The sequence below is a fragment of the Nocardia sp. NPDC006630 genome (assembly GCF_040611495.1).
GTDB lineage: Bacteria > Actinomycetota > Actinomycetes > Mycobacteriales > Mycobacteriaceae > Nocardia.
The window spans coordinates 265,063-290,630 of sequence record NZ_JBEXOK010000008.1; the positions used below are offsets into that span (position 1 = coordinate 265,063).

At 67.2% G+C, this 25,568-nt stretch carries 19 protein-coding genes and 1 pseudogene; 13 read left to right on the top strand and 7 right to left on the bottom strand.

Annotated elements, in window-relative coordinates:
* Positions 1-67 precede the first annotated feature (67 nt).
* Together ABZX86_RS24995 and ABZX86_RS25000 are read left to right on the top strand one after the other, a co-directional pair.
* Complete coding sequence (locus tag ABZX86_RS24995) at positions 68-1,258, top strand: serine hydrolase domain-containing protein (RefSeq protein WP_355127086.1); 1,191 nt, start codon at positions 68-70, stop codon at positions 1,256-1,258.
* A 53-nt stretch (positions 1,259-1,311) separates the two neighbouring features.
* Positions 1,312-2,319, top strand: a pseudogene (locus ABZX86_RS25000) (agmatine deiminase family protein); the annotation flags it as partial.
* Here ABZX86_RS25000 and ABZX86_RS25005 read toward each other — a convergent pair.
* Positions 2,316-2,912 (bottom strand): DinB family protein, encoded by a 597-nt coding sequence (locus ABZX86_RS25005; protein ID WP_355127087.1) that lies wholly within the window; start codon positions 2,910-2,912, stop codon positions 2,316-2,318. The pseudogene ABZX86_RS25000 and the gene ABZX86_RS25005 sit on opposite strands and share 4 nt — an antisense overlap.
* 94 nt (positions 2,913-3,006) lie before the next feature.
* Positions 3,007-4,071 carry a phosphotransferase family protein gene (locus ABZX86_RS25010; RefSeq protein WP_355127292.1) on the bottom strand — a complete coding sequence of 355 codons (1,065 nt, stop codon included), beginning with the start codon at positions 4,069-4,071 and terminating at the stop codon, positions 3,007-3,009.
* Between the two features lie 138 nt (positions 4,072-4,209).
* Here ABZX86_RS25010 and pabB point away from each other — a divergent pair, with 138 nt between their 5' ends.
* Positions 4,210-6,312, top strand: a complete 2,103-nt coding sequence (gene pabB / locus ABZX86_RS25015) for an aminodeoxychorismate synthase (RefSeq protein ID WP_355127088.1) — start codon at positions 4,210-4,212, stop codon at positions 6,310-6,312.
* Positions 6,313-6,528: 216 nt separating this feature from the next.
* Here the strand turns inward: pabB and ABZX86_RS25020 are convergent, their stop codons facing one another.
* Entirely contained in the window at positions 6,529-7,020 is a 492-nt protein-coding gene (locus ABZX86_RS25020; RefSeq protein WP_355127089.1) for a hypothetical protein, read from the bottom strand.
* A gap of 125 nt (positions 7,021-7,145) precedes the next feature.
* On the opposite strand from ABZX86_RS25020, the gene ABZX86_RS25025 reads away from it, so the two are divergent.
* Positions 7,146-8,819 carry a TerD family protein gene (locus tag ABZX86_RS25025; RefSeq protein ID WP_355127090.1) on the top strand — a complete coding sequence of 558 codons (1,674 nt, stop codon included), beginning with the start codon at positions 7,146-7,148 and terminating at the stop codon, positions 8,817-8,819.
* A 311-nt stretch (positions 8,820-9,130) separates the two neighbouring features.
* Here the strand turns inward: ABZX86_RS25025 and ABZX86_RS25030 are convergent, their stop codons facing one another.
* Positions 9,131-9,919 (bottom strand): hypothetical protein, encoded by a 789-nt coding sequence (locus tag ABZX86_RS25030; protein ID WP_355127091.1) that lies wholly within the window; start codon positions 9,917-9,919, stop codon positions 9,131-9,133.
* 78 nt (positions 9,920-9,997) lie between these two features.
* On the opposite strand from ABZX86_RS25030, the gene ABZX86_RS25035 reads away from it, so the two are divergent.
* The 3 genes from ABZX86_RS25035 to ABZX86_RS25045 all read left to right on the top strand — a co-directional run bounded on the left by ABZX86_RS25035 (position 9,998) and on the right by ABZX86_RS25045 (position 13,422).
* Positions 9,998-11,230 (top strand): MFS transporter, encoded by a 1,233-nt coding sequence (locus ABZX86_RS25035; RefSeq protein ID WP_355127092.1) that lies wholly within the window; start codon positions 9,998-10,000, stop codon positions 11,228-11,230.
* 3 nt (positions 11,231-11,233) lie between these two features.
* A complete protein-coding gene (locus tag ABZX86_RS25040; RefSeq protein WP_355127093.1) occupies positions 11,234-11,608 on the top strand; it encodes a metalloregulator ArsR/SmtB family transcription factor in 375 nt (124 codons plus the stop codon).
* A 200-nt stretch (positions 11,609-11,808) separates the two neighbouring features.
* Positions 11,809-13,422 carry an NAD(P)/FAD-dependent oxidoreductase gene (locus ABZX86_RS25045; protein ID WP_355127094.1) on the top strand — a complete coding sequence of 538 codons (1,614 nt, stop codon included), beginning with the start codon at positions 11,809-11,811 and terminating at the stop codon, positions 13,420-13,422.
* 61 nt (positions 13,423-13,483) lie between these two features.
* Here the strand turns inward: ABZX86_RS25045 and ABZX86_RS25050 are convergent, their stop codons facing one another.
* A complete protein-coding gene (locus tag ABZX86_RS25050) occupies positions 13,484-14,422 on the bottom strand; it encodes an alpha/beta hydrolase family protein (RefSeq protein WP_355127293.1) in 939 nt (312 codons plus the stop codon).
* A gap of 372 nt (positions 14,423-14,794) precedes the next feature.
* On the opposite strand from ABZX86_RS25050, the gene ABZX86_RS25055 reads away from it, so the two are divergent.
* Complete coding sequence (locus ABZX86_RS25055) at positions 14,795-16,192, top strand: serine hydrolase domain-containing protein (protein WP_355127095.1); 1,398 nt, start codon at positions 14,795-14,797, stop codon at positions 16,190-16,192.
* Between the two features lie 142 nt (positions 16,193-16,334).
* On the opposite strand, the gene ABZX86_RS25060 is transcribed toward ABZX86_RS25055, so the two are convergent.
* The gene (locus tag ABZX86_RS25060) at positions 16,335-19,514 is read right to left on the bottom strand and encodes a BTAD domain-containing putative transcriptional regulator (RefSeq protein WP_355127096.1); all 3,180 of its coding nucleotides are present in this window, start codon (positions 19,512-19,514) and stop codon (positions 16,335-16,337) included.
* Positions 19,515-19,666: 152 nt separating this feature from the next.
* Here ABZX86_RS25060 and ABZX86_RS25065 point away from each other — a divergent pair, with 152 nt between their 5' ends.
* From ABZX86_RS25065 to ABZX86_RS25085, 5 genes are all read left to right on the top strand, one after another.
* Positions 19,667-20,077, top strand: a complete 411-nt coding sequence (locus ABZX86_RS25065; protein ID WP_355127097.1) for a PaaI family thioesterase — start codon at positions 19,667-19,669, stop codon at positions 20,075-20,077.
* Positions 20,078-20,169: 92 nt separating this feature from the next.
* Positions 20,170-21,246, top strand: coding sequence for a phospho-N-acetylmuramoyl-pentapeptide-transferase (mraY, locus tag ABZX86_RS25070; protein ID WP_355127098.1), 1,077 nt, complete (start codon positions 20,170-20,172; stop codon positions 21,244-21,246).
* 73 nt (positions 21,247-21,319) lie between these two features.
* Positions 21,320-22,300, top strand: coding sequence for an aldo/keto reductase (locus ABZX86_RS25075; protein WP_355127099.1), 981 nt, complete (start codon positions 21,320-21,322; stop codon positions 22,298-22,300).
* Positions 22,301-22,458: 158 nt separating this feature from the next.
* The gene (locus ABZX86_RS25080; RefSeq protein ID WP_355127100.1) at positions 22,459-23,316 is read left to right on the top strand and encodes an Ig-like domain-containing protein; all 858 of its coding nucleotides are present in this window, start codon (positions 22,459-22,461) and stop codon (positions 23,314-23,316) included.
* 157 nt (positions 23,317-23,473) lie between these two features.
* Positions 23,474-24,013 (top strand): phosphoribosyltransferase family protein, encoded by a 540-nt coding sequence (locus ABZX86_RS25085; protein ID WP_355127101.1) that lies wholly within the window; start codon positions 23,474-23,476, stop codon positions 24,011-24,013.
* A 142-nt stretch (positions 24,014-24,155) separates the two neighbouring features.
* Here the strand turns inward: ABZX86_RS25085 and ABZX86_RS25090 are convergent, their stop codons facing one another.
* On the bottom strand, positions 24,156-25,529 hold the full coding sequence (locus tag ABZX86_RS25090; protein WP_355127102.1) for a Uma2 family endonuclease: 1,374 nt from the start codon (positions 25,527-25,529) through the stop codon (positions 24,156-24,158).
* Positions 25,530-25,568: the final 39 nt, after the last annotated feature.

Below are 25,568 nucleotides of genomic sequence, written 5' to 3' on the forward strand. Positions count from 1 at the left end.
CGCGGTTGTAGGCGCGGTGTGCCGTCCGGGCGGGAGGGGGTGCCGCCCGGCTAGCATCGGATGCACCATGAGTGAGCAGGTCACGGTCCACGGTGAGGTGGACAGCGGGTTCGGTCCGGTAGCGGATGCATTTCGGCGCAACTTCGAGCAGCACGGGGAGATCGGGGCGGCGGTCGCCGTCTATGCCGGGGATCGGCCGGTGGTGGATCTGTGGGCGGGGTCTCGCGATCGCAAGCGCAGGCTGGGGTGGGAGCGCGACACCATGGCGCCGGTGTGGTCCACGACCAAGGGGATGACGGCTTTCGTAGTGGCTTCGGCTGTTTCGCGGGGGCTGCTCGACTACGAGGCGCCGGTGGCGAAGTACTGGCCGGAGTTCGCGGCGCACGGCAAGGAGTCGATCACCGTCCGGCAGCTGCTGGATCATCAGGCCGGGCTGGCGGCGCTGGACCGGCCGGTGCGCCTGCGGGAGATGGCCGATCTGGACAGCCTGGCGGTACTGCTGGCGGATCAGAAACCACTGTGGCGGCCGGGAACTCGGCACGGCTATCACCCGATCACCGCGGGGCTGTATCAGGGTGAGCTGATTCGCCGGGTCGATCCGGCGCATCGCACGCTGGGCCGGGTGTTCGCGGAGGACTTCGCCGCGCCGCTGGGCCTGGAGTTCTATATCGGCCTGCCGGAAGAGATCTCGCTGGATCGGGTGGCCACGCTCTCGGCGACCGAGGGCTTGGACATTCTCAAGTACGAGCGGGATCTGCCGCTGCGCATCGGGGCTCAGCTGTACGCCAAGCGCGGGCTGTCCTTCCGCGCCCTGAACAGCCCGCAGGTCGGTGCGCCCGCCCGGGCCACGCGCCGCGAATTCCTGGAGGTCGAATCTCCGGCCGCGGGCGGTGTGGGTACCGCGCGCTCCCTGGCCCGGGTCTACGGCGCGGCGGCGGGCGATACCGGCGAACTGCCGATCGACTCGGACCTGTTGCAGCGCTTGGCCGCCGCCGAGACCGCACAGGATGTCCCGGCCGACGATCTGGTCCTGCTCACTCGGAGCCGGTATCACCTGGGCTTCCGGAAGTCCTGCGGCAGTTTCCGTTTCGGCGCCGACGCGCGCGCGTACGGCACCACCGGTTACGGCGGCTCCTTCGGATTCGCCGATCCGGCAACGGGTCTCGGCTTCGGCTACACCATGAACCGGCTCGGCATGGCCGTCCTCGACGATGTCCGGGCCCGCAATCTCCGTCAAGCTCTGCGCCGCTGTCTCTGACCGCTCCCGGCCGGGAGCGCGACCACCTGATGTGAGGAGCGATTTCGATGCCCTGGGAGATGCCCGACGAAGGCAGGCCACACCGGCGCACCTGGATGGCATTCGGTGCGAGCGAACAGGTCTGGACCGCCGATCTGCTACCGCTGACGCAGCAGACCCTGGCGAATATCGCGCGCACCATCTCCCGTTTCGAACCGGTGGCCATGCTGGTGCGCCCGGCCGAGCTGGAGCTGGCCCGAAACCTGCTGGGCCCCACTATCGAACTGTTCGAGGCTCCGCTCGATGATCTGTGGCTGCGCGATTCCGGTCCGGCCTTCGTCGTCGATCCGGAGGTGCTCGGAGCCAAAGCCGGCGTCGACTTCAATTTCAACGGCTGGGGCGGCAAGCAGGAGCACAGCGAGGATGCGCTCGCCGCCAGTCTTGTCACGGCGCACGCCGGTGCGGAGGCCCTGCACACCGAACTGGTACTGGAGGGCGGCGGCATCGAGGTCGACGGTGCGGGCATGGCGATCATCACCGAAAGCTCTGTGCTGAACGACAATCGGAATCCGGACTGGACCAAGCCGGAGGTGGAGCGGGAGCTGCAGCGGCTGCTGGGCATCGAGCGGATTCTGTGGCTGCCGGGCATCGCCGGACGCGATATCACCGACGGGCACACCGATTTCTACGCGCGTTTCGCCGGGCCCGGTGTGGTGGTGGCGGGGCTGGAGAACAATCCGGACGCGTACGACTACGAGGTCACCCGCATCCATCTCGACATACTGCGCGAGTCCAAGGATCTGTACGGCCGGCCGCTGCACGTCGAGGTGATCGAGGGACCGAATGCCGTGCGGCCGGAGTGGGTGGACGAGGATTTCGCGGCGGGCTACATCAATTTCTATCTCTGCAATGGCGGGGTCATCGCACCGCAGTTCGGTGACGAACCCGCCGATGCCGCCGCCAAGGCCACGCTCGAACGGCTGTATCCGGATCGCGAGGTGGTGCAGATCGAGATCGATGCCATCGCGGCCGGTGGTGGCGGCATCCACTGCACCACCCAGCAGGAACCTGCGGTGCGTTAGGTCGTTGCGGCGCTGCGCTTCTCGACGTCGTGGACGTGGTGCACCACATCGTGGGTGAAGTAGCGCGCCAGTGACTCCACCGTGAACAGCGAACCGTTGCTGCGCTTGGCGGGGAGCTGATGCTCGCCGGCGGCAACGGATTCGAATGCGCGAGAAGTGGTTTCACCGGCGGCGCGTAGTTCGGCGGCGACCAGCGCCGGCTGCTGCGCGCCGTAGTTCTCCGCGAGCGCGGTGACGTCCTGATCCCAGTCGGCGAACATGGGGATGCCGGAGTCGTCGACGACGACCGAGGTGTCGTATCCGCCGATCGCCGGTCCGGGGCGCGCCGAACCGGTGCGGGTGATATCGAGGCGATGCTCGAAGATGCGGCACACATCGCGGACATGTGCGGCGTACTCGAGGGCCGACCAGGTCGAATCATCCGGCCGCACGGCGGCATTCGGGTGATCGAGGGCATCGGCCAGCGCGGCGGCGCTCGCACGCACCCGGCCCGGAATCGACTCGTACGTCATGGCGTCCGGGTCGAATCCGCATTCGGCGCAGGTGCGTTCGAGCACCCAGGTCCAGTCCTTGGCATCGGGAGCGATCGGCATGCCCCTGAACCTACTGTGGCAATAACTTACCGTCCACCAACATTCAGCCAACCGTCGCCAAATTAGCGACACCTGCGCCAGACCGTCGCACAACTCACTCCATCAGCTGATGCGCCAGCTCGAACAGCTCCAGCGTGATCGCGTGCAGGAAATCGCCGACCTGCTTGGGCGCCTTGCCCGCACAGGCGCGCGCATGCGTGCCCTCCAGCACGATGCCGAGCTTGAAGCAGGCCAGCACCGTGTACCAGGTGACATTGCTCAGGTCGCGGTCGGAGAACTTGCCGTAGTGCGCGATCATCTCCTCCGGCGTGGGCAGCCCGCCGACCGCGCCGAGGGTGCCGATGAGCGCCGAACCGGTGGTGCCGGGGCGCGGCCGGGTGGCGATCTGCCAGCCGAGGTCCAGCAGCGGGTCGCCGATGGTGGACATCTCCCAGTCCACGAGGGCCGCGACCTGCGGGCCGTCGTAGGAGAACATGATGTTGGCCAGATGGCAGTCGCCGTGCAGGATGCCGGCTTTCCATTCGGCGGGCCGATTGCGGTCCAGCCAGGCGCCGACGCGGTCGACGCCCGGAATCTCGGGTCCGGGGTAGCCCTCGTTGACGCTGTAGGACTCGAGTTCCTTGGTCCAGCGCGGCACCTGCCGTTCCAGGAAGCCCTCGGGCTTGCCGTAGTCGGCCAGGCCGAGCGCCTCGTGATCGAGCGAGCCGAGCCGGGCGATGGCCTCCACCGCGGACAGCCCCATCTGCCGCCGGATCTCCGGATCGCCCGCGTGCAGGTCCGGGAGTTCGGTCTGCGGATTGAAGCCGATGATCGGCTCCATGAGATAGAACGATGCGCCGATGAGGGATTCGTCCTCGGCGGCGGCGATCACCTTGGGCGCGCGCACGCCGGTGCCGTCGAGGGCGCCGAGAATGCGGGATTCGCGGCGGATCACGGTGTTGCTGGCGGTGCGCAGATGCTTGGGTCCGCGCCGCAGGACGTAGTCCTGCCCACCTCGGCGGAACTGCAGCATGACGTTCTGGGTGCCGCCGCCGAGCGGTTTCACCCCCTCGAATTCACCGCTGGGCAAGCCCTGCTCATCCATCCACTTCCCGACAACTGCGAAATCGACGAGGTCGCGATCAACATCGACCGGCTGCACTTCAGACATGCCCCACATTGTGCCGTAACCGTCCAGAGCAACTGAAGGCATATGCCAGCACAAGTGGCGGGCGCCTCGTTCACGCAGGTCAGGCATGACTATTCGAGCGCGGTGGTGCGCAGTGCCCGCCCGGTGGTGGCGTAATGTGCCTGCCAAATGCGCACGCTGCTGATCGACAACTACGACTCGTTCACCTACAACCTGTATCAGCTGATCAGTGAGGTGAACGGGGTGGAACCCGTGGTCGTGCGCAATGACGAGGCAGCCGAGCTGTCGGCGCTGGGTCTCGAATCCTTCGACAATATCGTCATCTCCCCCGGTCCCGGGCGGCCCGATATCCCTCGCGATTTCGGCATCTCCGCCGCGGTGATCGCACACTCGAATCTGCCGTTGCTCGGAGTGTGCCTCGGGCATCAGGGCATTGTGATCGCCGCCGGTGGCCTGGTCACTCCGGCGCCGCAGGCCCGGCACGGCTTCCCGGACCGCATCACCCACGACGGCCGCGACCTGTTCGCCGATGTGCCGCAAGACTTCACGGCCGTCCGCTATCACTCGCTGTGCGCGGCGCGACCGCTGCCGGAAGACCTCGAGGTCACGGCGACCACCTCGGACGGCGTCATCATGGGTGTGCGGCACCGAACCCGGCCGCAGTGGGGTGTGCAATTCCATCCCGAATCCATCGCGAGCTCGCACGGGGCGACGCTGCTGCGAAACTTCAAGGCCCTCACCGCCGCTCACGGTGGGTCGCGGCGGTTGCGCGGGGAGACGGTGACTGTTCGACCCTCGCCGAAGGAAACCCGCACTCCCCCGGTCGATTACACGGTCGAGCAGACCGTAGTGGAGCGGGCCGTGGATGCCGAGGCGATATTCCTGCGGCTGCACCGGGATTCGCCCACGGCGTTCTGGCTCGACAGTGAGCATGTGGAGCCCGGGCTCGATCGGTTCTCCTTTCTCGGAGACGCGTCGGGGCCGCTGGCCGAAACGGTGCGATACCGGGTCGGATCCGGGCAGGTGGAGGTCGAGTCGGCGGCCGGGCGGCGGATCGTGCCGGGCGGGGTGCTGGACTATCTATCCGAGGAGCTACGGCGGCGGCGGATCGAATTCCCGGATGTGCCTTTCGATTTCGTCGGCGGCTATGTCGGATACCTCGGCTACGAGATGAAGGCCGAATGCGGGGCGAGCGCCGCGCACCGCGCAGCTACCCCGGATGCGCAGTGGCTCTTCGCCGATCGGCTGATCGTGGTCGATCACGAGGCGGGCCGCACCCACCTGCTGACCCTGGCCGAGCCGGATTCCCTTGCCGCCGCGCAGGATTGGCTGGCGACCACGCGCGCCCTCGTGGAAACCCTTCCGACCTGGGAAAATCCGCCGGATCTCGAATTGCGCGCCGAGGAGCGCACGGTGGCCCCGCTGCTGACGCGGGGCCGGGAGCGCTATCTCGCCGATGTGCGCGCCTGCCAGGACCAGTTGCACGCGGGCGAGTCCTACGAAATCTGCATTACCGACAGCGCGTATCTGCCCGCCGACAGCGACGGTCTGAGCGTCTACCGCACGCTGCGCCGCTGTAATCCCGCGCCGTACGCGGCTTTCCTGCGCTTCGCCGATCTGGAGGTGGCGTCCGCCTCGCCGGAGCGCTTCCTCAAACTGGATCGCGCGCGCACCGTGGAGAGCAAGCCGATCAAGGGCACCGCCCCGCGCGGCGATACGCCCGCCGAGGACGAGCAGCTCGCCGCCGAACTCGCGCGCAATCCCAAGACCCGCGCCGAAAACCTGATGATCGTCGATCTGCTCCGCAATGATCTCGTCCGCGTCTGTGAGGTCGGCTCGGTGCATGTGCCCAAGCTCATGGCCGTCGAGACGTATACGACACTGCACCAACTGGTTTCGACGGTCCGCGGCACGCTGCGGCCCGGCCTCGGCATTATCGACTGCCTGCGCGCCTGCTTCCCCGGCGGTTCCATGACCGGCGCACCCAAACTCCGCACCATGGAGATCATCGACGACTTGGAAACCGAGGCCCGCGGCATCTACTCCGGCACCATCGGCTTCCTCGGCCTCGGCGGCACCGCCGACCTCAACATCGTCATCCGCACCGCGGTCCGCCACAACAACCACTGGCGCATCGGCGCCGGCGGCGCCATAGTCCTGGACTCCGACCCCGAGGACGAATACCAGGAAATGCTCTGGAAAGCCGCCACCGCCCTCCGCGCCCTCCCCGGCCTGGGCATCACACCCCCAACCCCACTCCCCTCTGCCTGACCCACGCCTCGGTTTTCATGATCACCAGGAACTGACGCAGGTCTCCTCTCGGCGAATGCCGCCACCATTTCCTGGTGAACGGTCTTTGCGGGCGCGAGCGGCTTCCCCGACGAGCACGTCCGGTGTCGGTCAGCAGGTTCGGATCGGGCTCGCGGTGTGACGACTGCTCTCGGGCAGCAACGCAGAGTGGAGGGGCCGAAAGCGGCCGAGGCCCTGCTACTTGCCGCCGCGGCGGGGTTTGGATTGGGGTGGTTCGGGTTCGGGGGTGTCGCGGGCGCCTGCCAGGCGGGTCAGGAGCGAGATGCCGGGGAGTTTGTCGAGGCGGGAGAGGGCTTCTTCGCCCAGGGCGGTGAGGGATTCGAGGCGCGTGAGGAGGCGGTCGTAGGCGACGAAGGCGGGTTCGGCGAGGGCCAGGGTGCGGTCGAGGCGGTCGATGGTGGAGTTGAGGCGTTCGACTGCGGTGGTGAGGTTTTCGATGAGGTCGGGGAGCTGAGCGGCCAGTTGGATGGAAGCCGGCGGGAGGCGGACGGCGGTGTCGAAGGCCTGGGTGGCGGTGACCTGGGCGGAGCCGAGGGCTTGGCCGGCGGCGGCCTGGGCGGCATCGACGGCGGCCTGGGCGGCGGCGAGTACGTCACCGACGGTGGGGACTCGCGGGGGCTGGGGTTTGCCGCGCGGTGGTTGGCGGCCGGGGTCCTTGGGTGTCGTCATGATTCCACTGTGCCGCAGGTTCGGTACCGCGGCTGGAGGTTCGATACGACGTGGATCAGGTGTCGGACCGGGTGGTCTTGCGGGCTGCGGAGGGTGTCGTAGCCGCGTGGCATAGTTCGATCACAATGAAACTCACCGAGGGTGGCCATGCGCCGGTTCCGACATCGCTTCTGACGGTTGTCCTTTCGTGGCAATCCGATCACGAGGTCGATGCGCACGCCTTGCTGCTGTCGAACGCCGGGCGGGTCAGATCGGACCGGGATTTCGTCTTCTTCAACAATCCCCGGCACGTCTCCCAGGCCGTGACGGTGGATCCGGAGCCCGCACCCGGCACCGCGCGCCTCTCGGTCTCGCTGCCGCGCACCGAATCCGAGGTCGAGCGCATTGTGATCACCGGTTCGGTGGCGAGCTCCTTCGCGGAGGTCCCGGGGCTCATCCTCACGGTGTTCGACCACAACCGCCCGGTCGCCTGGTTCGAGATCGCCGCCGAACCGGTGCGGGCCATGATGTTCGGCGAGTTCTACCGCAGCGACGGGCACTGGCAGTTCCGTGCCGTCGGCCAGGGCTGGACGAGCGGATTGAGCGGCGTCGTCACCGAATTCGGCGTACGTGTCGACGACCCCGGCGAGCCCGCACCGGCAACCGAACCGGATCGGCAACAGTCAGGTACGAACGGACAGCGTCGGAGTTTCACGATCGAGCGTGAGGTCCAGCCCGAGCCCCCGCGATTGCCGCCGGATCCGGAACGAGCGGACTGGCATCCGGACCCGGAGGGTGCGGGGGTGCTGCGCTGGTGGGACGGTGCGGAGTGGACCGCGGCCACGCGCTCGCAGCTGATCGCCGATGCGCGCCATTGCCCGCGTTGCGGGCGAGCGCGGCGGTGGCGGGTATTCGGCGGAGCGGCGCTCTGCCGGGATTGCACGGATCAGGTCGAGCAGTATCTGGCGTCCTGGCGCGGCCGGGCCGAGCGGGTGCTGCGTTCCACCGGCCCGAAGGGTGCTGACTGGGAGGCGCTGTGGGCCGGGCTGCGCTATCAGCGAATCGATGCGAACCCGGCGCGGGCGGCGCTGCGGCCGGTCGCGCACGATCACGTGGAGCGCCTGGTGGCCTTCGCTTTCGCGGACGGCAGCATCGACGAGCAGGAGATGGACGCCTTCGACGCGGCCGTCACCGCGCTGACGCTGGACGGCCCGCTCATCGAGGATCTGCACCGCCGTATGCAGCGCGGCCGCATGCTCACGCGCCTGCGCGCGGGCGAACTGCCGGTGCTCGGCGCGGCAGGCCTGCATTTGGATCCCGCTGAACAGCTGCACCTGAATGTCGCCGCCATCCATATCCGCCAGCTCTCGCGCGGTCCGAAGCTCACCGAGGGCCGCCTGATCTGCAGCAATAAGAAGCTCCGCTTCACCGGCCCGGACACCGGCACCGAAATGCCTTGGACGCGTGTTGTTTCGGTGATCGCGGAGAGCGGCCGCGTAGAGGTCGCCGCCACCTCGGCACGCGGCGGCGCGATCTTCGAGGTCGCCGATCCCGATCACGTGGCCGCCACCATGGAGGGCGCACTACGGGTCGCCAAACGCCTCGCACTCACGCCCGGCCGCCGCGACACCCGCACCATCGGCCAGGACATCAAAGCGCAGGTGTGGCAGCGCGACGGCGGCAAATGCGTGGAATGCGGCGACAGCCACTACCTGGAATTCGACCACATAATCCCGCTCAGCCGCGGCGGAGCCACCAGTGCCACCAACCTCCAAATCCTCTGCCGCGCCTGCAATCGCGCCAAGGGCGCCCGCATCTGACGGCACGTTTCGGGCGGTGCGCGACACTGCGCTCCGCCTCGACGCCGATGGCGAGGCGGAGCCGATCCGGAGTGCTGTGGTGCAGCGGGCCGGATCGGCGACCTGACTCAATCTTCGGCGCGCGGCACCGCCGGCGGTATCCGGAATCCCCCGGAGAATCCCCGGATTCCCGCACCAGGGCGCGGATCACCCGCTGCAGCAGCTGGTTCCGGCACGATGGTCGGCTCCGGCGCGCGACGGCTGTTCTGGCGCAGAAGCCAGCTATCGCGTGGCAGTCAGTTTCGGCGCGGCGGTCGGTTGCGCGGCGGTAGTCAGTTGCGGCTCACTCGGACTACTGCGGGTTCGGCGCAGAACTGGGTGTCGGCTTGGGTGGGGGTCAGGCCGGTGCTGGCCAGGCCGCCGGAATCTATTACGGCGCAGGTGGTTCCGGCTACTTTGCCATTGCCGTCGTCGATCGGGCGGACCTGGGCGGTGACGATGGGGCTGAGGTCGTCGGCGGCGAATTTCCAGAATTCCACGTCCCAGCTGGCATATTCGGCGCGGGCCGAGACCACGACGTAGCCCGTGGCCGAGGTGTCTATGCCGATTCCGGCGAGCTCACCGGCGCGGTGGTACTCGAGGGAGTCCCCATTGGCGTGGTAGACGGCGTAGCGCACATTGGCGGTGGCCAGGAAGATCGGAATGACGAGTTCGTCGCGGCCGTTGCCGTCGAGATCACGCAATTTCGGTACCGCGCCGGGGGCATCGGCTTCGGGTTCGACCAGGGTCTGCACGAACGCACCGGCGGAGTCGAGCAGGGTGACGGTGGTGACGAGGTGCGCCGGACTGCCGGTGTGCCGGATTTCGAAGGTGACGCCGGCGGGATCGCGGGATTGCAGCTGGCAGTCGGCAGGCATTGCGGCGGTACCGATATCGCCGCAGGGCGGCAGTTCCGAGGCGGGTTCGGGCGGCGCTTCCGTCGGCGGGGCGGATGCGGTCTCCGGCACCGATGCGGTCGTCTCGACCGTGGGTGCGGGCACGTCGGCCGGGTGCGATGAGCAGCCGGAAATGAGCAGTGTCGAAACCGCGGCCACGGAGCAGACCGCGAAATTCCTCACCATGGGGCGAGAATAGTCGCCCACTGGCGGATAACCGACAACATGTGCACAACTGCGCACCTATTGTCATATAGTGGGGTCGTGCTCGACGTCCTACGCCATACCCAGTTCCGGCGATTGTTCACCGCCCAGGTGGTCGCGCTGATCGGTACCGGCCTGCTCACGGTGGCACTGGGCCTGCTGGCATACGACTTGGCCGGAGCCCATGCGGGCGCGGTGCTCGGTACCGCGCTGGCGGTCAAGATGGTGGCGTATGTGGCTGTGGCGCCGGTGATTTCGGCGCTCACCGAGCGAGTGCCGCGCACCACGCTGCTGGTGTCCGCGGATGTGACGCGGGTGGCGATCGCGCTGGTGCTGCCGTGGGTGACACAGACCTGGCAGATCTATGTCCTCATCGCGCTGCTGCAATCGGCGTCGGCGACATTCACCCCGGCCTTCCAATCGGTGATCCCCTCGGTGCTGCCGGAGGAGGAGCAGTACACCCGCGCCCTGTCCCTGTCCCGCCTGGCCTACGATCTGGAATCGCTGCTGAGCCCGATTCTGGCGGCCGCCGCGCTGACGGTCATCAGCTATCACCTGCTGTTCGTCGGCACCGCCGCGGGTTTCGTGGCCTCGGCCGTGCTGGTGCTCACCACGCGACTCCCCCGGCTCACCTCGGACCGGCCCGAGCCGCTGTGGGAGCGGATCACCGGCGGCGCCCGGATCATGCTGGATCGCCCCGTCCTGCGCGGCCTGCTCGCCATGAATCTCGCAGTGGCCGCGGCGACTTCGCTGGTCGTCGTGAATACCGTTGTGTACGTGCGTGATCGGCTCGACGGCTCGAATACCGGGGTGGCACTCGCCCTGGGCTGCTTCGGATTCGGTTCCATGGTGGTGGCGCTGGCACTGCCCCGCGTGCTCGCGGATATCCCGGATCGCCAGGTCATGATGACCGGATGCCGCATTCTCCCCGCCGGGTTGGTCGCCGCGGCGGTGATTCCCCTGCTCGGCCCGGTCGCCGGCGCCTGCCTACTGGCGGTGACCTGGGCGGTGCTGGGCGCGGGCACCTCCATGATCAATACGCCCTCGGCCCGGCTGCTGCGCGCCCAGTCGGATTCCGATTCCCGCACAGCCGTTTTCACCGCGCAGTTCTCGCTCTCGCACGCCTGCTACCTCCTGACCTATCCCGTCGCGGGCACCCTCGGCGCGCTGGCGGGCCTGCCGATCACGGCGGTGGTGCTGGCGGTGATCGCTACACTGGCTGCTACTACGGCTGTCCGCATGTGGCCCGTGTCCGCGCCCGCGGACAGTGAGGCGGTAGCGGCGGAAAGGTGAGCGATGGCGAGCAAGCGCGACGCACAGGCATTGCCCGCCGCGCGTTCCAGCCTCGCCCACCCCGTAGAACCGGATCCGGCGCGCCTCGATGCCGCCACCGCGACGTTCCGCATGCTGTCGGATCCCACCCGCCTGCATATCCTCTGGATCCTCGCCAATGCCGAAGCCGACGTCACCGCCCTCACCGAGGCTTGCGGCGCCTCCCGCACGGCGGTCAGCCAGCACCTGGCCAAACTCCGCTTCACCGGCCTGGTCGACACCCGCCGCGACGGCCGCCGCATCATCTACAGCATCCGCGACGGCCACCTCTCCCGCCTGATCCGCGAGGGCCTCAACCACGCCGATCACATCGTCACCGGCGAACCCGCCCACGAATAGGGCGATCGAGCCGACACTGTCCGATCTGTCCGGCGAATAACCGCCCGTCCGAGCAGCCGTTCGCCGGCAGCGTCCGCTCGCTGCGGCCTCGATCGCCGGACCGCGGCTCCTGGTCAGTGGGACGAGGGGTCGCGACCAGCCGCTGTCGGCCCGACGATATGCCTATTCGAAATAGTTGTGGACGAGTCGAGAGGGCACGCATGTTTGCCAGCGCCGAGCAGGCCAGTCAATACGATGTGATCATCATCGGCGCCGGATTCGCCGGACTCTACGGCGTCCATCAGGCGGCCCGGGCCGGTCTGAACGTGCTCGGCCTGGAGGCGGGCGAGGATGTCGGCGGCACCTGGTTCTGGAACCGCTATCCGGGCGCTCGCTGCGATGTGGAGAGCGTGGACTACTCGTACTCGTTCGACGAGGAGCTGCAGCAGAGCTGGACGTGGACCGAGCGTTTCGCGGCGCAGCCGGAGATCCTCGCGTACATCAATCACGTCGCGGACCGATTCGAACTGCGGCCGCGTTACCGCTTCAACCAGTCGGTGACGGCAGCGCACTTCGATGACGAATCCTCGACCTGGACTGTGCATTCCGCCGCCGGTGACGAATTCCGCTCCCGCTTCGTGGTTTTCGCCACCGGCTGCCTGTCCGCGCCGATCAAGCCGAATATTCCGGGCGTGGAAACCTTTGCGGGCGAGGAGCTTTTCACCGCCCGCTGGCCCGAGGAGGGCGCGTCCCTGGCCGGGAAGCGGGTCGGTGTCATCGGCACCGGCTCCTCCGGCATCCAGGTCTCGCCGATCATCGCCCGGCAGGCCGAGGCGCTGACCGTCTTCCAGCGCTCCGCCAATTTCAGTGTGCCCGTGCCGAACCGGCCGTGGACCGCCGAGGAGCAGGAGCAGATTCGCGCCACCTACCCGCAGCGGCGCGCCAAGTCCTACTACGCTCCCGCCGCCACCCCGCACCCCAGCCTGCAGACCAAGGCGCTGGAGTTGAGCGCGCAGGAGCGCGAGCAGGCCATGGAGGACCGCTGGAACGGCGGCGGCGTGCTGTTCAACAAGGTCTTCCCCGATCAGAACAGTGATATGGCCGCCAATGATCTGGTGCGCGATTTCGCCGTGGCGAAGATCCGCGCCAAGATCGACGATCCGGTGGTGGCCGATGATCTGATCGCCACCGATCATCCGATCGGCACCAAGCGCATCTGCACCGACTCCGGCTACTACGAGATGTTCAACCGGCCGAATGTCACGCTGGTGAACCTGCGCCGTGAGCCCATCGAGGAGATCACCCCCACCGGGATCCGCACCGCGGACAAGTTCATCGAGATCGACACCCTGGTCTACGCAACCGGATTCGACGCCATGACCGGTGCGCTGCTGCGCATCGATATCCAGGGTGCGCGCGAATCGCGGCTGCGCGACACCTGGGCCGACGGTCCGGTCACCTACCTGGGCTTCGGCGTCCACGGATTCCCGAACATGTTCAGTATCAACAGCGTCGGAACCCCGTCGGTGATGGCGAATATGGTCCTGCATTCCGAGCAGCAGCTCGATTGGGTGATCGACCTCATCGAACACTGCCGCGCACAGGGCATTCGGCAGGTCGAGGCTCGCGAGGAGGCCGCGGCCAAGTGGACCGATCACCTCATGGAGGTCGCCGAGGGCACCCTGTTCGTCAAGGCGAACTCCTGGTACATGGGCGCGAACATCGAGGGCAAGAAGCGCGTATTCATGCCCTACATCGGTGGTTTCGGCAATTACCGCCGCTTCTGCGACGAGGAACGCGACAACGGCTACCCGAGTTTCGAACTCACCGCATAGCGAAAGGCGCGGCCGCGGTCGGCATCCCCACCGACCGTGGCCGCACCGCTGAACCCCGAATTCAGTTGGCGGGCAAACCCAGTCCGGCCGCGAGCACCGGCCACGAATTCTTCAGATCATCCTGCCAGTAGCCCCAGGAGTGGGTGCCGGTCGGCGTGAAGTTGAAGGTGGCGGGAATGCCCAGCTGACCCAGCTTGGCCTGCAGATTGTGCGAGCAGTAGTTGGTGGCGGCCTCCAGCGCGCCGCCGAGGGTGGTCTGATTCACCACTCCGCCGACACCCGGCAGGGTGTGCGGACCGTTCAGCGTGTCCCACGGCCCGGGCAGGCCGGAGCCGCTGGAGATGTAGAGATTCATGCCGCGCAACTGGTCGGCGTGCACGTACGGATCGTTGGCCGCCCACATCGGATCACCCTTGGGCCCATACATGTTCGCGGTATTGCCCCCGCCGGCCGCGACCACCAGATTCACGGCGTTGTAGCCCACCGGATCACTGATCTGCGCGCAGCCGCTGTAGGAGGCCACCGACTGGTAGAGCCCCGGCGCGGCGATCCCCAACTGCAGCACCGAGGTGCCCGCCATGGACAGCCCGGCAATCGCATTGCGGCCGTTGGTGTTCAGCGCCTTGTCGACGAGCGGGGGCAACTCCTGGGTGAGGAAGGTTTTCCACTTGTTCACGCCCAGCGTGGGATCCGCGTCGCGCCAGTCGGTGTAGTAGCTGAATCCGCCGCCGACCGGCTGCACCACATTCACGTTCTTGTCCGAGAGGAAGTTCAGCGCGTCGGTCTGCCGCTGCCAGGTGGCGGAATCCGTGCCGCCGCCCGCGCCATTGAGAAGGTAGAGCACCGGGCTCGGCGCGGAGGTGTCGGCCGGGCGCTGCACATCGACCTCGATGTTCTTGTCCATGGCAGCCGAGTAGACCTGCAGCTTCACCGTGCGGGCGTCGGTCGGTTCGCTGGAGGCGATGTGCGAACCGTCCGTCGAGGTGCCGCCGGCGCGCAGGGCAACTCCGGATGCTGCGGAGGCAGTACCCGCGGCGACTGGTAGCAGGATGGTTGCGGTCAACGCGAGAACCACGCTGCCCCAGGTCTTCGACAATCGCACGCCGGGTATCTCCTCAGTAGATGACTAATTCTGATCGGCAGATTTTCACACTGCCCTAGTTCACTGAGCGTTTGCTAGCTCCCTCCTGAATGGGTCCTGAGAGAAGCCTCCGACCAGCGCCGATACCCCGCCGATCGGTGTTGTCAGCGGGCCTGTCCGCGCTGTCGGCGCACTGTCGGCCTGCTGTCAGCGGCGCTCGGCAATCTGGTTTCAGACCGGATGAGCGGCCGAAAACGAGAGCCGCACACCGAGCACAGGAGAGGTACTGCAATGTCGAACATCGCACTGTCGAACATCGAAGCGTCGTCGGATATCGCGCTGTCGGAGATCGTCGAAGCCACCGCCACCGAATTCGGAATCCCGGGCGTCACCGTCGGCATCTGGGTCGACGGCCGCGAGATCTTCGCCTCGCACGGCGTGACCAGCATCGAGAACCCGCTGCCCGTCGATCCGGACACGCTCTTCACCATCGGCTCGATCAGCAAGAGCTTCACCGCCACCGTGCTCATGCAGCTGGTCGCCGAGGGCAAGCTCGACCTGGACGCGCCGGTCCAGCGGTATGTGCCGGAGCTGCGCCTCATCGATGCGGAGGTCGCGGCGGCCATTACGGTGAAGCAGCTGCTCAACCACTCCGCCGGGCTGGATTGGAACCTCATCAACGACACCGGCGAGGGCGATGACGCGCTGGCCGAGTTCGTGGCACAGCTCGCCGAGATCCCGCTCATCGCCGCTCCCGGCGCGCGGTCCTCCTACAGCCAGGCGGGCTTCAATCTGCTCGGCCGGGTCATCGAGAAGATCACCGGCCAGACCTTCGAACAGGCCGTCACCACGCGCATCCTGCGCCCGCTCGACCTGTCCACCAGCAGCTACTCCCGCAACGAGATCATGACGCGGCGGTTCGCCGCCGGGCACGAGCGCGGTGAGGACGGCGCGCTGTCGGTGCAGCGATCCTGGAACGGGACCCGCGCCAACAACCCCGGCGGCGGCCTCTCCTCCTCGGTCGTGGAGCAATTGCGCTGGGCCCGTTTCCATCTCGGCGCCGCCGCGAACGGTGAGACCGTGCTGCCCGCCGAACTGCTCAACCTCATGAAGCAGCCGACCATCGAGATGAAGGCGAGCACCCTCGGCGACGCCCTCGGGCTGTGCTGGTTCCTGCGCGACGTCGACGGTGTGCGCACCGTCGGGCACGGCGGATCAGGCTTCGGCCAGTTCTCCGAACTGCTGCTGGTCCCCGAGCGCAATTTCGCCATCTCGATCATGTCCAATGCCAGCCCCGACGGCATTCCGTCCAACCAGGCCATTGTGCGCTGGGCGCTGGAGCACTACCTGGGCGTCATCGACAAGGATCCGGAACCTTTGGCCTACAACGCATCCCGCGCCGAGGAGCTGGTCGGCACCTACGAGATCGACGCCATGACCATGACCGTCCTCGCCGGCGCCGAGGGCCTGTCCCTGGAATGCCGCATCCGCCCCGAGATCCGCGCCGCCTCGGAAACCGAACTCCCCCAGGACCATCCCGCGTTCCCCTTCGGCATGCTCCCCGGCAACACCGACGAGTACATCATCACCGAGGGCTCCTTCAAGGGCCAGCGCGGCTACTTCAGCCGCGACGCCTCCGGCGCCATCACCGGCCTCGACCTCGCCGGCCGCCTCTTCACCCGCGCCTGACAATCACCGAGAGGGCTCTCACGGTGGGGACACGCCGAAACTCCCCACCGTGAGAGCCCTCTCGGCGTTTGGCGTGGGAGTGCGACGCGCTATCGATCGGCGGGTGGGGGAGGATTCGGCCGGAGTGCTCGCGGTGGAGGGGTCAGGGGCGGGGGGTGGTTTCGGAGCGGAGTTGGTGGAGGGCTCGGTCTCGGGGGAGGTGGGATCCTTGGAGGTAGGCCGCGTGGAAGGGCTCGTCGCCGAGGCGGTTTACGAGTTCGGTGATGAGTGTGCGCAGTTCTGGTTCGCCGTTGTCGAATGCGCCTCGGATTGCCTCGGTCATGCCCAGTGTGGCGGCTGCGGACGGCGGATCGTTCTCCAGGAGTTGGAGTTTCGCCAGCAGTTCCGTTGTGTTGGCTACGGCCTGGGTGACGGCCGCGACGTCTCCGTTGACGAATGAGCTTTCGATGATTTCGGGCAGCAGGGTCCGGGCCTGGGCGGCTGCACCCTCTGCGAGCCGGTTGGCCATGCGGGCGACCGCGATTCGGTGTGCGGCCAGGCCCTCCGGGAACGGCAGTCGGCGGATGCGCTGCTCGAGCTGGTCCAGGTCTCGGTCGGCTTGCGCGATATCGCCTGCACGCCGGTGCAATTCGGCCAGGCTGAAGCCCATGACCGCGGCCATGCGGGAGTAGCCCAGTTCCTCGGCCTGCCGCTGCGCCACCTGGATATCGCGTTCGGCTTCCGGCAGATCACCGCTGCGCATGCGCTCGCGCGCCAGTTCGGTGCGCGCGATGAAGACATCGTCCTCCATGCCGAGCTCGGACGCGATGACCACCGCCCGCCCGAAGGCCGCCATCGCCTCCTGATGCGCGCCCCGCAGCGAGTGATCCCGCCCGACCGCCAGCAAGGCCATCCCCAGCCCCCACCGATCCCCGGCAATCTCGAAGTCGCGCAGCGCTTCCCGCCGCTCCACCGCCCCCGCGGCCAACTCCCCCCGCCCGGTGAACGCCAGATCCCGCGCCAAATGCGCACTCGCCCGCAACCATGGATCCGGCGACTCCAGCGCCTCTTCCAGCAGCCGCTCCCCCACCTCCTCCTCGCCTGCCTGAAACGCCACCAGCGAAGTCCACAGCGGCAATCCCGGATGAAACGCCGGCGCCCCCGTGCGCACACAATCCTCGACCAACCCACGCACAGAACCGGATTCATCCCCCGGCCCCCCGGCCATCAACTGAATAACCCCGAACGCCGCCCGCACCTCCGCCGGCAACGCCGCCCCGAACCGCAGCACCCCGGCAATCGCACTCTCGAACTGACTACTCATCCCCCGAATCCCCCAGTACCAGAACATCGCCCGCGCAAACCGCGAAGCCAACTCCGGCTGCCCGGCGGGCTGCCCCACCAGCAGGTCACCATGATCGGTGGAGGCGGTGCGGAGGGCGGCGGCCATATTGGCGTGTTCGGCGTCGAAAACGGCTATGGCGCTGAGTTGTTCGCCGGTGCGGAGGAGGGGTTCCTGCTGTTCGGCGAGGGTGAGGTAGTAGTGGGCGAAGGGTGGGGTCAGGTTGTCGGCGGAGTTGGTGAGTTGGGCGGCGGCGTAGGCGCGGATGGTTTCCAGCATGCGGTAGCGGGGCTGGTCGCCGCCGGAGGATTGCACGAGGGACTTCTCGACCAGGGCGCCCAGGATGTAGAGGATGTCGTCGGCGGGGAGGGTCTGGTCGGCGCAGATCGCTTCCAGCGCTTCGACTGTCGCGCCGCCGGGGAAGAGGGAGAGTCTGCGGGCCAGGATGCGCTCGGCGTCTTCGAGCAGATCCCAGCTCCATTCGACCAGGGCGAGCAGGGTGCGCTGGCGGGGCAGCGCGGTGCGGCTGCCCGAGGTGAGCAGGCGGAAGCGGTCGTCGAGGCGGCGGGCGATCTGGTCGACGCTCATGGATCGCAGTTTGGCGGCGGCCAGTTCCAGGGCCAGCGGGATGCCGTCGAGCTTGCGGCAGATCGCCACGACGGGCGCGGTGGTGTGCTCGTCGAGAGTGAAGCCCGGGCGGACGGCCGCGGCCCGGTCGAGGAACAGCCGTACCGCCGGAGAGCGCTGCGCCGCAGCAGGTTCCGTCGACTCGGACGGGAGATCCAGCGGACCGAGATGACACAGCGCCTCGCCGATGATCGTCAGCGGTTCCCGGCTGGTGGCCAGGATTCGCAACTGCGGCAGTCGATCCAGCAGATGCTCGGCAAGCTCGGCGGCGGCGCCGATCAGGTGTTCACAATTGTCCAGAACCAGCACCGCCGCACCGACATCCAGCAATTCGGCCAGCCGTGCGGTCTTGTCCGCGGGCAGTCCATCGGCATTCTCGAGCGCACCGGCGACCGCATCGGCGAGCTGATCGGGCGCACCGATCTCGGCAAGAGGCACGAAAAACACCGGGCCGCCCTGATATCGGGACATGGCCTCCAGCGAAAGCCGGGTCTTCCCGGCCCCGCCCGGCCCGACCACAGTGACCAGCCGGGAGGCCGCGAGCAGCTTCGCGAGCCCTTCCAGCTCACTGTCCCGGCCGACAAAACTCGTCAGTCGCGCCGGAAGCGTGCTGCCGACGGGTTCCCTTCGCGCAGTGTGGCTTTCGAGCTCGCCGCGCAAGAGCGCGAGATGGGTGTCCCGCAATTCCGCCGACGGGTCGATGCCGAGCTCATCGCCCAGCCGCTCCCGCATGCCCTCGTACACCGCCAGCGCATCGGATTGCCGCCCGGCCGCGGCCAGCGCCCGCATGCGCAGCGCCGCCAGCCGCTCACTCAGCGGATGTTCGGCCCCGGCGACCTCCAGATCCGCGAGAATGTCTGCGTAGCGCCCTAATTGGAGTTCGGCCGCGAACCGGTCCTCCACGGCCGCCGCCCGCAAATCGTCCAGCCGAGCCGCGACAACCTGCACGAACGGCGCATCCCGCACATCCCCGAGCACCGGTCCCCGCCACAATTCCAGCGCCTCGCCGAGCAGCCCGGCCGCATACTCCGCCCGCCCGGCCGCCAACTCCCGCCGCCCCCGCTTGACCAGCTCCTCGAACCGCTCGGAATCCACCACGACCCCGGGCAGCCGATACCCACCGGCCGTGAGCTCCACCGTCCCCGCCTCGCGCAGGGCGCGCCGCAACCGCGATACCAGGGCCTGCAGCGCACCGGGCGCGTCACCGGGCGGCTCCTCGCCCCACAGCCCGTCGATCAGCGCCGCCGCCGACACCGTCCCGCCCGCCTCGAGCGCGAGCCGGGCCAGCAGCATGCGCACCCTGACCCCGCCGATCTCGATCGGCGCCCCCGTATCCGTCGACGCCTGAACCGGCCCCAGCACCTCTACCCGCACCCGGCGAGTCTCGCAGAATCGCCGACCACTCCGATACTCGCCGCGTCGGACCTCTGCGCGGTGCGGCCTCCTACCCGCTGCCGCCGGTCTCCGCCCCGGCATTACCCCCGGGGTAATCGCGGCGCGGCACCTCATGCGGCAGAGTCGAACCCATGACCGAAACAGCACTGGATCCGATCGGAACCCAACTCTTCAGCACCATGCCGTTCGCCGATCGTCTCGGCATCGAGGTGCTCGAGCACGGACCCGAGCAGGTCCGCAGCCGCCTGGCCTGGGACGAATCCCTGTGCACCCTCGGTGGCGGCATGCACGGCGGCGCGCTGATGGCGCTCGCGGATTCCACCGGCGCGGTCTGTGCCTTCCTGAATCTGCCGGAGGGCAAACAGGGCACCACGACCGTCGAGTCCAAGACCAATTTCCTGCGCGGTGTGCGCTCGGGGTACGCCACCGCCACCGCGCGGCCGCTGCACGCCGGGCGCAGTTTCATTGTCATCGAGACCGAGATTCGGGATGATGCGGGCAAACTGGTCGCCAAGGTCACGCAGACGCAGGCCGTGCTCTGAGGCCCGCATCTCGGTGAGCCGAACCCACCTGTGAACCACCTCGGGGGCTGCGGATAGCGTCAGAGCAATTGTTCGCGGCACGAGGTGGGTAGATGAGGCAGATCTTTTTCGCGGTCCTGATCGCATTGGCGGTGTCGATCACACTGACACCGCTGTTGATCAAGCTGTTCGCGAAAAGGAATGTCGGGCAGGAGATCCGGTCCGACGGTCCGGCCAGTCATCAGGCCAAGCGCGGTACGCCGACGATGGGCGGCATCGCCATCATCATCGGCATGTGGGCCGGTTATCTGGGCTCGCATCTGATCGGAATTCGTTATGACTCAGAGGGTTTGACCGCCTCCGGGTTGCTCGTCCTCGGCCTGGCGACGGCACTCGGCGTGGTCGGCTTCCTCGACGACTTCATCAAGCTGTACAAACACCGCAATCTGGGCCTGACCGCCAAGGGCAAGTACCTCGGACAGCTCACCGCCGCCATCGTCTTCGGCGTCCTGGCGCTGCGTTTTCCCAGCAATTCGGGCCTGACCCCGGCGAGCCGGCACCTGTCGTACGTCCGCGACTATCCGTTCCTGTCCTTCGGCATCATCGTGTTCCTGGTGCTCGTGGTCTTCCTCGTGATCGCCTGGTCGAACGCGGTCAATATCACCGACGGCCTCGACGGCCTGGCTGCCGGATCGATGGCGCTGGCACTGGGCGCGTACGTCATCGTCACCATCTGGCAGTACACCAATGCCTGCTCGATCAAGCCCGGCGTCGGCTGCTACACGGTCCGCGATCCGCTCGACCTGTCCCTGGTGTGCGCCTCCGGCGCCGCGGCCTGTATCGGCTTCCTGTGGTGGAATGCGGCCCCCGCCAAGATCTTCATGGGCGATACCGGTTCCCTCGCCCTGGGCGGCCTCATCGCCGGCATTTCCATCACCACCCGCACCGAACTTCTCATGACGGTCATCGGCGCTCTGTTCGTCGCGGAAATTCTCTCCGTCGCTCTCCAGATCGCGGTCTTCAAGGCCAACCGCACCCGCCTGTTCAAGATGGCCCCCTTCCACCACCATTTCGAACTGAGCACCTGGCCGGAAACAGCCGTCATCATCCGCTTCTGGCTGTTGGGCGGCATTGCCGCCGGTGTCGGCCTCATGCTCTTCTACGGCGAACACCTCGCCGCCACCAGGTAACCCATTGACGCGCCGATGGCACCCATCGGAATTCCTATTTGTGCGATCCTCACCTCGTCAGCACGATGGGGGCATGCAGCAGCATCAGCTCGGCAGCGAATTGACCACTTCCGCAATCGGTTTGGGATGCATGGGCTTCTCCCAGGGCTACGGCGCGACCGATGACGACGAGTCGATCACCGCGATCCACACCGCGATCGACGCCGGCGTAACCCTTTTCGACACCGCCATGAGCTACGGCAGCGGCCACAATGAGCGCCTCCTGGCCCGCGCCCTGCGAGATGCGGGCGAACAGGTCCGAGTAGCAACAAAATTCGGCATCGTCCGCACCGATTCCGGTGTCCGCCTGGACGGCAACCCAGCCCACGTCCGCGAATACTGCGACGCATCACTGCAGCGACTCGACCGCGACGTCATCGACCTCTACTACCTGCATCGCATCGACCCCGAGGTACCGGTCGCCGAAACCATCGGCGCCATGGCCGAATTGGTAGCCGCCGGCAAAGTCCGCCACCTGGGCATCTCCGAAGCCACCCCGGCGCAGCTGGCCGAGGCCGCCGACGTCCACCCCATTGCCGCAGTCCAATTCGAATGGTCGATGCTCTGGCGAGAGCCCGAACACGACATCGTCCCCACCGCCCGGAAACTCGGCATCGGCCTCGTCCCCTACAGCCCGCTCGGCCGCGGTCTGCTCACCGCCACCCTGGACCCAACCACCGTGGCCAACAGCGACTTCCGCCGCAACGACCCTCGCTTCCAGGGCGACCACCTGGAAAACAACCTCACCCAGGTAGCCGCCCTCCGCGACCTGGCCACCCGCCTCGATATCACCGCCGGCCAACTGGCCCTGGCCTGGCTCCTGGCCCAGGGCCCCGACGTAGTCCCCATCCCCGGCACCCGCCGCCCCACCCGAATCCTGGAAAACGCTGCCGCCGCCGACGTCGCGTTGTCCCCCGCCGACCTCGAAGACCTGGAAATGCTCGTCTCCCCCGAGGCCTGGACCGGCGACCGCCAATCCTTCGCCGCCCCCGGCACAACAAGATCAACCAGCTGACTCCGGCGGTGGTCGGCGGCACTCACAGAAACTGAATCACAATCATTTCAGATTCTGGTCCGCCGACCAGTTCACCGTGATGTAATCACGCCGAACTCGGGTGCGGAAACCCTTCGACGACCGTGTCAAGGGACATCCGAGGTCTGTGGGAGATGCAAATGATGGACAGCAATACGCGGCGGGCAGCCGGTGCGGTGGCCGCGATCGCGGTAGCGGGCGGTCTCGCGGTGACGATGATCCCCGGCACGGCCGTGGCCGCATCGGGAACGGTCACCTGGACCGACGGGAGCAGCAAGTTCACCCGAACGGTCTCGGACACCACCCCGATCGCCGGCGAGACCATCACCGTCACGACGATGTTCGAGCGGACCGGCATTCCGGTGGAGTACATCTACTCGATCGCGGACGCGCACCCCACCTGCCTGACTCCGGTCGCGGGCTCGGCCACGATGGGCGGCGATCAGGTCTCGCTCGACACCTCGGCCGCGGGCACGGCCAGCGCCTCCTTCAGCGTCATCAAATACCCTGTGTACCCGAACATCTCACCCAAGTCCCAGACCTTCTCGGTGCAGTACACGGTGGGCGTCAACTGCGCCCGCGACACCCCGCTGCCGACCTCCATGAGCTACAACGGCTCCCTCGGCGCCGGCAACTACACCGATAAGGGCCCGGCCATCACCGTGTCCAGCGACGCCGTCTCGACCACCACGCTCGCCCCCGTGAGCGGCCTCCAGGTCAACACCGCCACCACCCTGCAGGCGAGCGTCTCTCCGGCGGCAGCGGGCGGCACCATCGAGTTCAAGGCAGGTGACCAGGTTCTCGGCAGCATCCCCGTCGCCGCGAACGGCACCGCCTCGATCGGCTGGACTCCAGGCGCCGCGGGCACCTACAACATCACCGCCACCTTCTCCGGGCGCACCGGCGTCGCCGGCTCCACCACGACCCAGGCGGTCACGGTCGCCGACGTCACGACCACCACCACAACGCCCCCCAAGCCCAGCACCGGCTCCTTCTGATCGTCACACCCGGCACGCCATGACCACTGCGGTCGCGGGTACTCCGCGACCGCAGCGTCGTGAATTCCATTGCAGCGCATCGCTGATCAGCTGCCACGCAATCTGGACGAGCGCTCGGCGCCACACAGACGCAAACAGCGCCCCCTACCCTCTGAGGATGCGCGATCTCCACGCCTCCCTCCCCCGCCCCGCGGCCGACGACGACCTCTCGGCCCGGATCCGTCAGGCGGCCCATCTGACCGGCGAGTTCCTCCTGCGATCCGGCGAGACCGCCACCCAGTTCCTGGACGAATACCGCTTCGCAGCCGACCCCGCCCTCCTCGACGCCGCCGCCCGCGCCATGGTCCCCCTCATCCCCCCGACCACCGAGGTCCTAGCCGGCCTGGAACTCGGCGGCGTCCCCGTCGCAACCGCCCTCTCCCTCCACACCGGCCTCCCCATCGCCTTCATTCGTAAGAAGGCCAAGATCCACGGAACCTGCCGACTGGCCGAGGGCGCCGACATCACCGCCAAACACGTCCTGATCATCGACGCCGTAGTAAACACCGGCGGCCAAATCGCCCTCTCCGCAGCCGACCTCCGCCCCCTCGGCGCCACCATCACCCACGCCCTCTGCGTCATAGACCGAGGCCGCAGCGGCCGCACCACCCTGGCCACCCATGGCGTGGAGTTGCTGAATCTCCTTGAACTGACCTGATACCGAACTACCTCGCGGTGGTGATTAGACCCATCTACTGATTGTGCGAGAGCTAAGACGATGGCCACGCACAGCACGCTGAGGCCGAGCCTCGCGAAGAGCACAACCTTCAGGTGGTGGTTGCGCCTGGCGAGGCCCGCGGTCAGCGGCGGCGCACCAGCTTGAGGAACCGCGGCTTGCGCAACGCGCTGGTGTCCAGCACGACATCGAGAGGAGCCGGCAACGTCAGTTTGGCTCCGAAATCGATGATCTCCACATGCTGATAGCTGCCGTCCTTCAGTCCCGAATGTATCCGCAACTGGCCCTTGCTCACATCAATCAGCAGATATAACAACACCCCAGCACCGGCATAGAAGTGACGCTTGTAGGCACGCGCGTCCGCGATGTCGGTGTCGAAACCGATATCGATCGCCAGCCATGCTCCGCGCCCGGCAAAAGCATCCCCGCAATGGCTACTACTGGTCCTGGGCGCATCGATCGGTACGGCAAGCAGCGTCGAGGTCGCGAATAATCCCGAACCGTCATCCAGGACAACGCCATTGGGCTGCACCACCAGGTTGCCGATCGAGTCGCAGTCGCGAATCAGCTGAGCGAAACACTGAGCATTCCGCAACACCGCGGACCCTGCCCGCCGCCCCAGCGAGGGGCGAATGACGATCCAACCCTGGTAGATGCCCTCTACCGACCCCCTGCCTCCCAGCTCACCACGGATGACTCCAGCCAGATCCCGGACACCGTCATCGACCATCCGATCCGATCGACAGACCCGAATCCTGTTGTCCAGCAACTCGGATTCGTATCCGGCCGTCAATCGGATATCGCGGCACAGCATAGATAGCTCATCGCGCCCGGCGAACACCGTTGCGCACATCAACCGGTGCAGTCTGCCACGGTGTCGGACGATCGCATCAGGCGCCTTCTGGCGCCCGTACTTGAAAAGCTGACGGACTGCCCGGTGCCCCATATTGTCCAGCAGAACCTGCACGATGGTCATGCGACGCACATCATCGGGGGCGGTGTCCTCGACGATGTCCCGAATCTGCTTGATGGTCGCTTGCCGGGTACGAGTTTTCGACAGTTCAGGCAACGAGCGGCGCTTCACATACCGCTCGGCCCAATCCCCCAGATCTCTGATGCTCAAACACGCCACCTGGACGATCTCTTCTCGGATCCAGATCGTTTCCTCGGCTGTGCAAATGTCCTCCACGTCCCGTTCTGCTTGCTGCTGCAGCTTGCGAACCGGGCCCATGAGACGACGCCCACCCAGAAATCCTCGCCAACGGTCGGGAGTCTGCGCACGCAACACCCCCGGCGCGGCAATCCCGCACAAGACAGTCGGCAGAAGAGTCGGCGCCAAACCGGACATCTCCCCCAGTTCTCCATGGCGAAACTGTTGAAAAACGGCGTTCACCGCAAGAAGGCCGGTACTGGCGATGGCATCGAAAAGAATGACATACGAGAATGGCAGCCATGCCTGCCACCGCAACGCCTTATCGTTCCCAACAGCTCTCAACATAAGGGACGAAAGTACCGCAATAAGTGCAGCAAGCGCCCA

Bases quoted from the DNA above. Each gene is read 5' to 3' on its own strand.
- ABZX86_RS24995 (WP_355127086.1), top strand. From the start codon at position 68: ATGAGTGAGCAGGTCACGGTCCACGGTGAGGTGGACAGCGGGTTCGGT.
- ABZX86_RS25005 (WP_355127087.1), bottom strand. From the start codon at position 2,912: ATGCCGATCGCTCCCGATGCCAAGGACTGGACCTGGGTGCTCGAACGC.
- ABZX86_RS25010 (WP_355127292.1), bottom strand. From the start codon at position 4,071: ATGTGGGGCATGTCTGAAGTGCAGCCGGTCGATGTTGATCGCGACCTC.
- pabB (WP_355127088.1), top strand. From the start codon at position 4,210: ATGCGCACGCTGCTGATCGACAACTACGACTCGTTCACCTACAACCTG.
- ABZX86_RS25020 (WP_355127089.1), bottom strand. From the start codon at position 7,020: ATGACGACACCCAAGGACCCCGGCCGCCAACCACCGCGCGGCAAACCC.
- ABZX86_RS25025 (WP_355127090.1), top strand. From the start codon at position 7,146: ATGAAACTCACCGAGGGTGGCCATGCGCCGGTTCCGACATCGCTTCTG.
- ABZX86_RS25030 (WP_355127091.1), bottom strand. From the start codon at position 9,919: ATGGTGAGGAATTTCGCGGTCTGCTCCGTGGCCGCGGTTTCGACACTG.
- ABZX86_RS25040 (WP_355127093.1), top strand. From the start codon at position 11,234: ATGGCGAGCAAGCGCGACGCACAGGCATTGCCCGCCGCGCGTTCCAGC.
- ABZX86_RS25045 (WP_355127094.1), top strand. From the start codon at position 11,809: ATGTTTGCCAGCGCCGAGCAGGCCAGTCAATACGATGTGATCATCATC.
- ABZX86_RS25055 (WP_355127095.1), top strand. From the start codon at position 14,795: ATGTCGAACATCGCACTGTCGAACATCGAAGCGTCGTCGGATATCGCG.
- ABZX86_RS25065 (WP_355127097.1), top strand. From the start codon at position 19,667: ATGACCGAAACAGCACTGGATCCGATCGGAACCCAACTCTTCAGCACC.
- mraY (WP_355127098.1), top strand. From the start codon at position 20,170: ATGAGGCAGATCTTTTTCGCGGTCCTGATCGCATTGGCGGTGTCGATC.
- ABZX86_RS25075 (WP_355127099.1), top strand. From the start codon at position 21,320: ATGCAGCAGCATCAGCTCGGCAGCGAATTGACCACTTCCGCAATCGGT.
- ABZX86_RS25080 (WP_355127100.1), top strand. From the start codon at position 22,459: ATGATGGACAGCAATACGCGGCGGGCAGCCGGTGCGGTGGCCGCGATC.
- ABZX86_RS25085 (WP_355127101.1), top strand. From the start codon at position 23,474: ATGCGCGATCTCCACGCCTCCCTCCCCCGCCCCGCGGCCGACGACGAC.
- ABZX86_RS25090 (WP_355127102.1), bottom strand. From the start codon at position 25,529: ATGTTGAGAGCTGTTGGGAACGATAAGGCGTTGCGGTGGCAGGCATGG.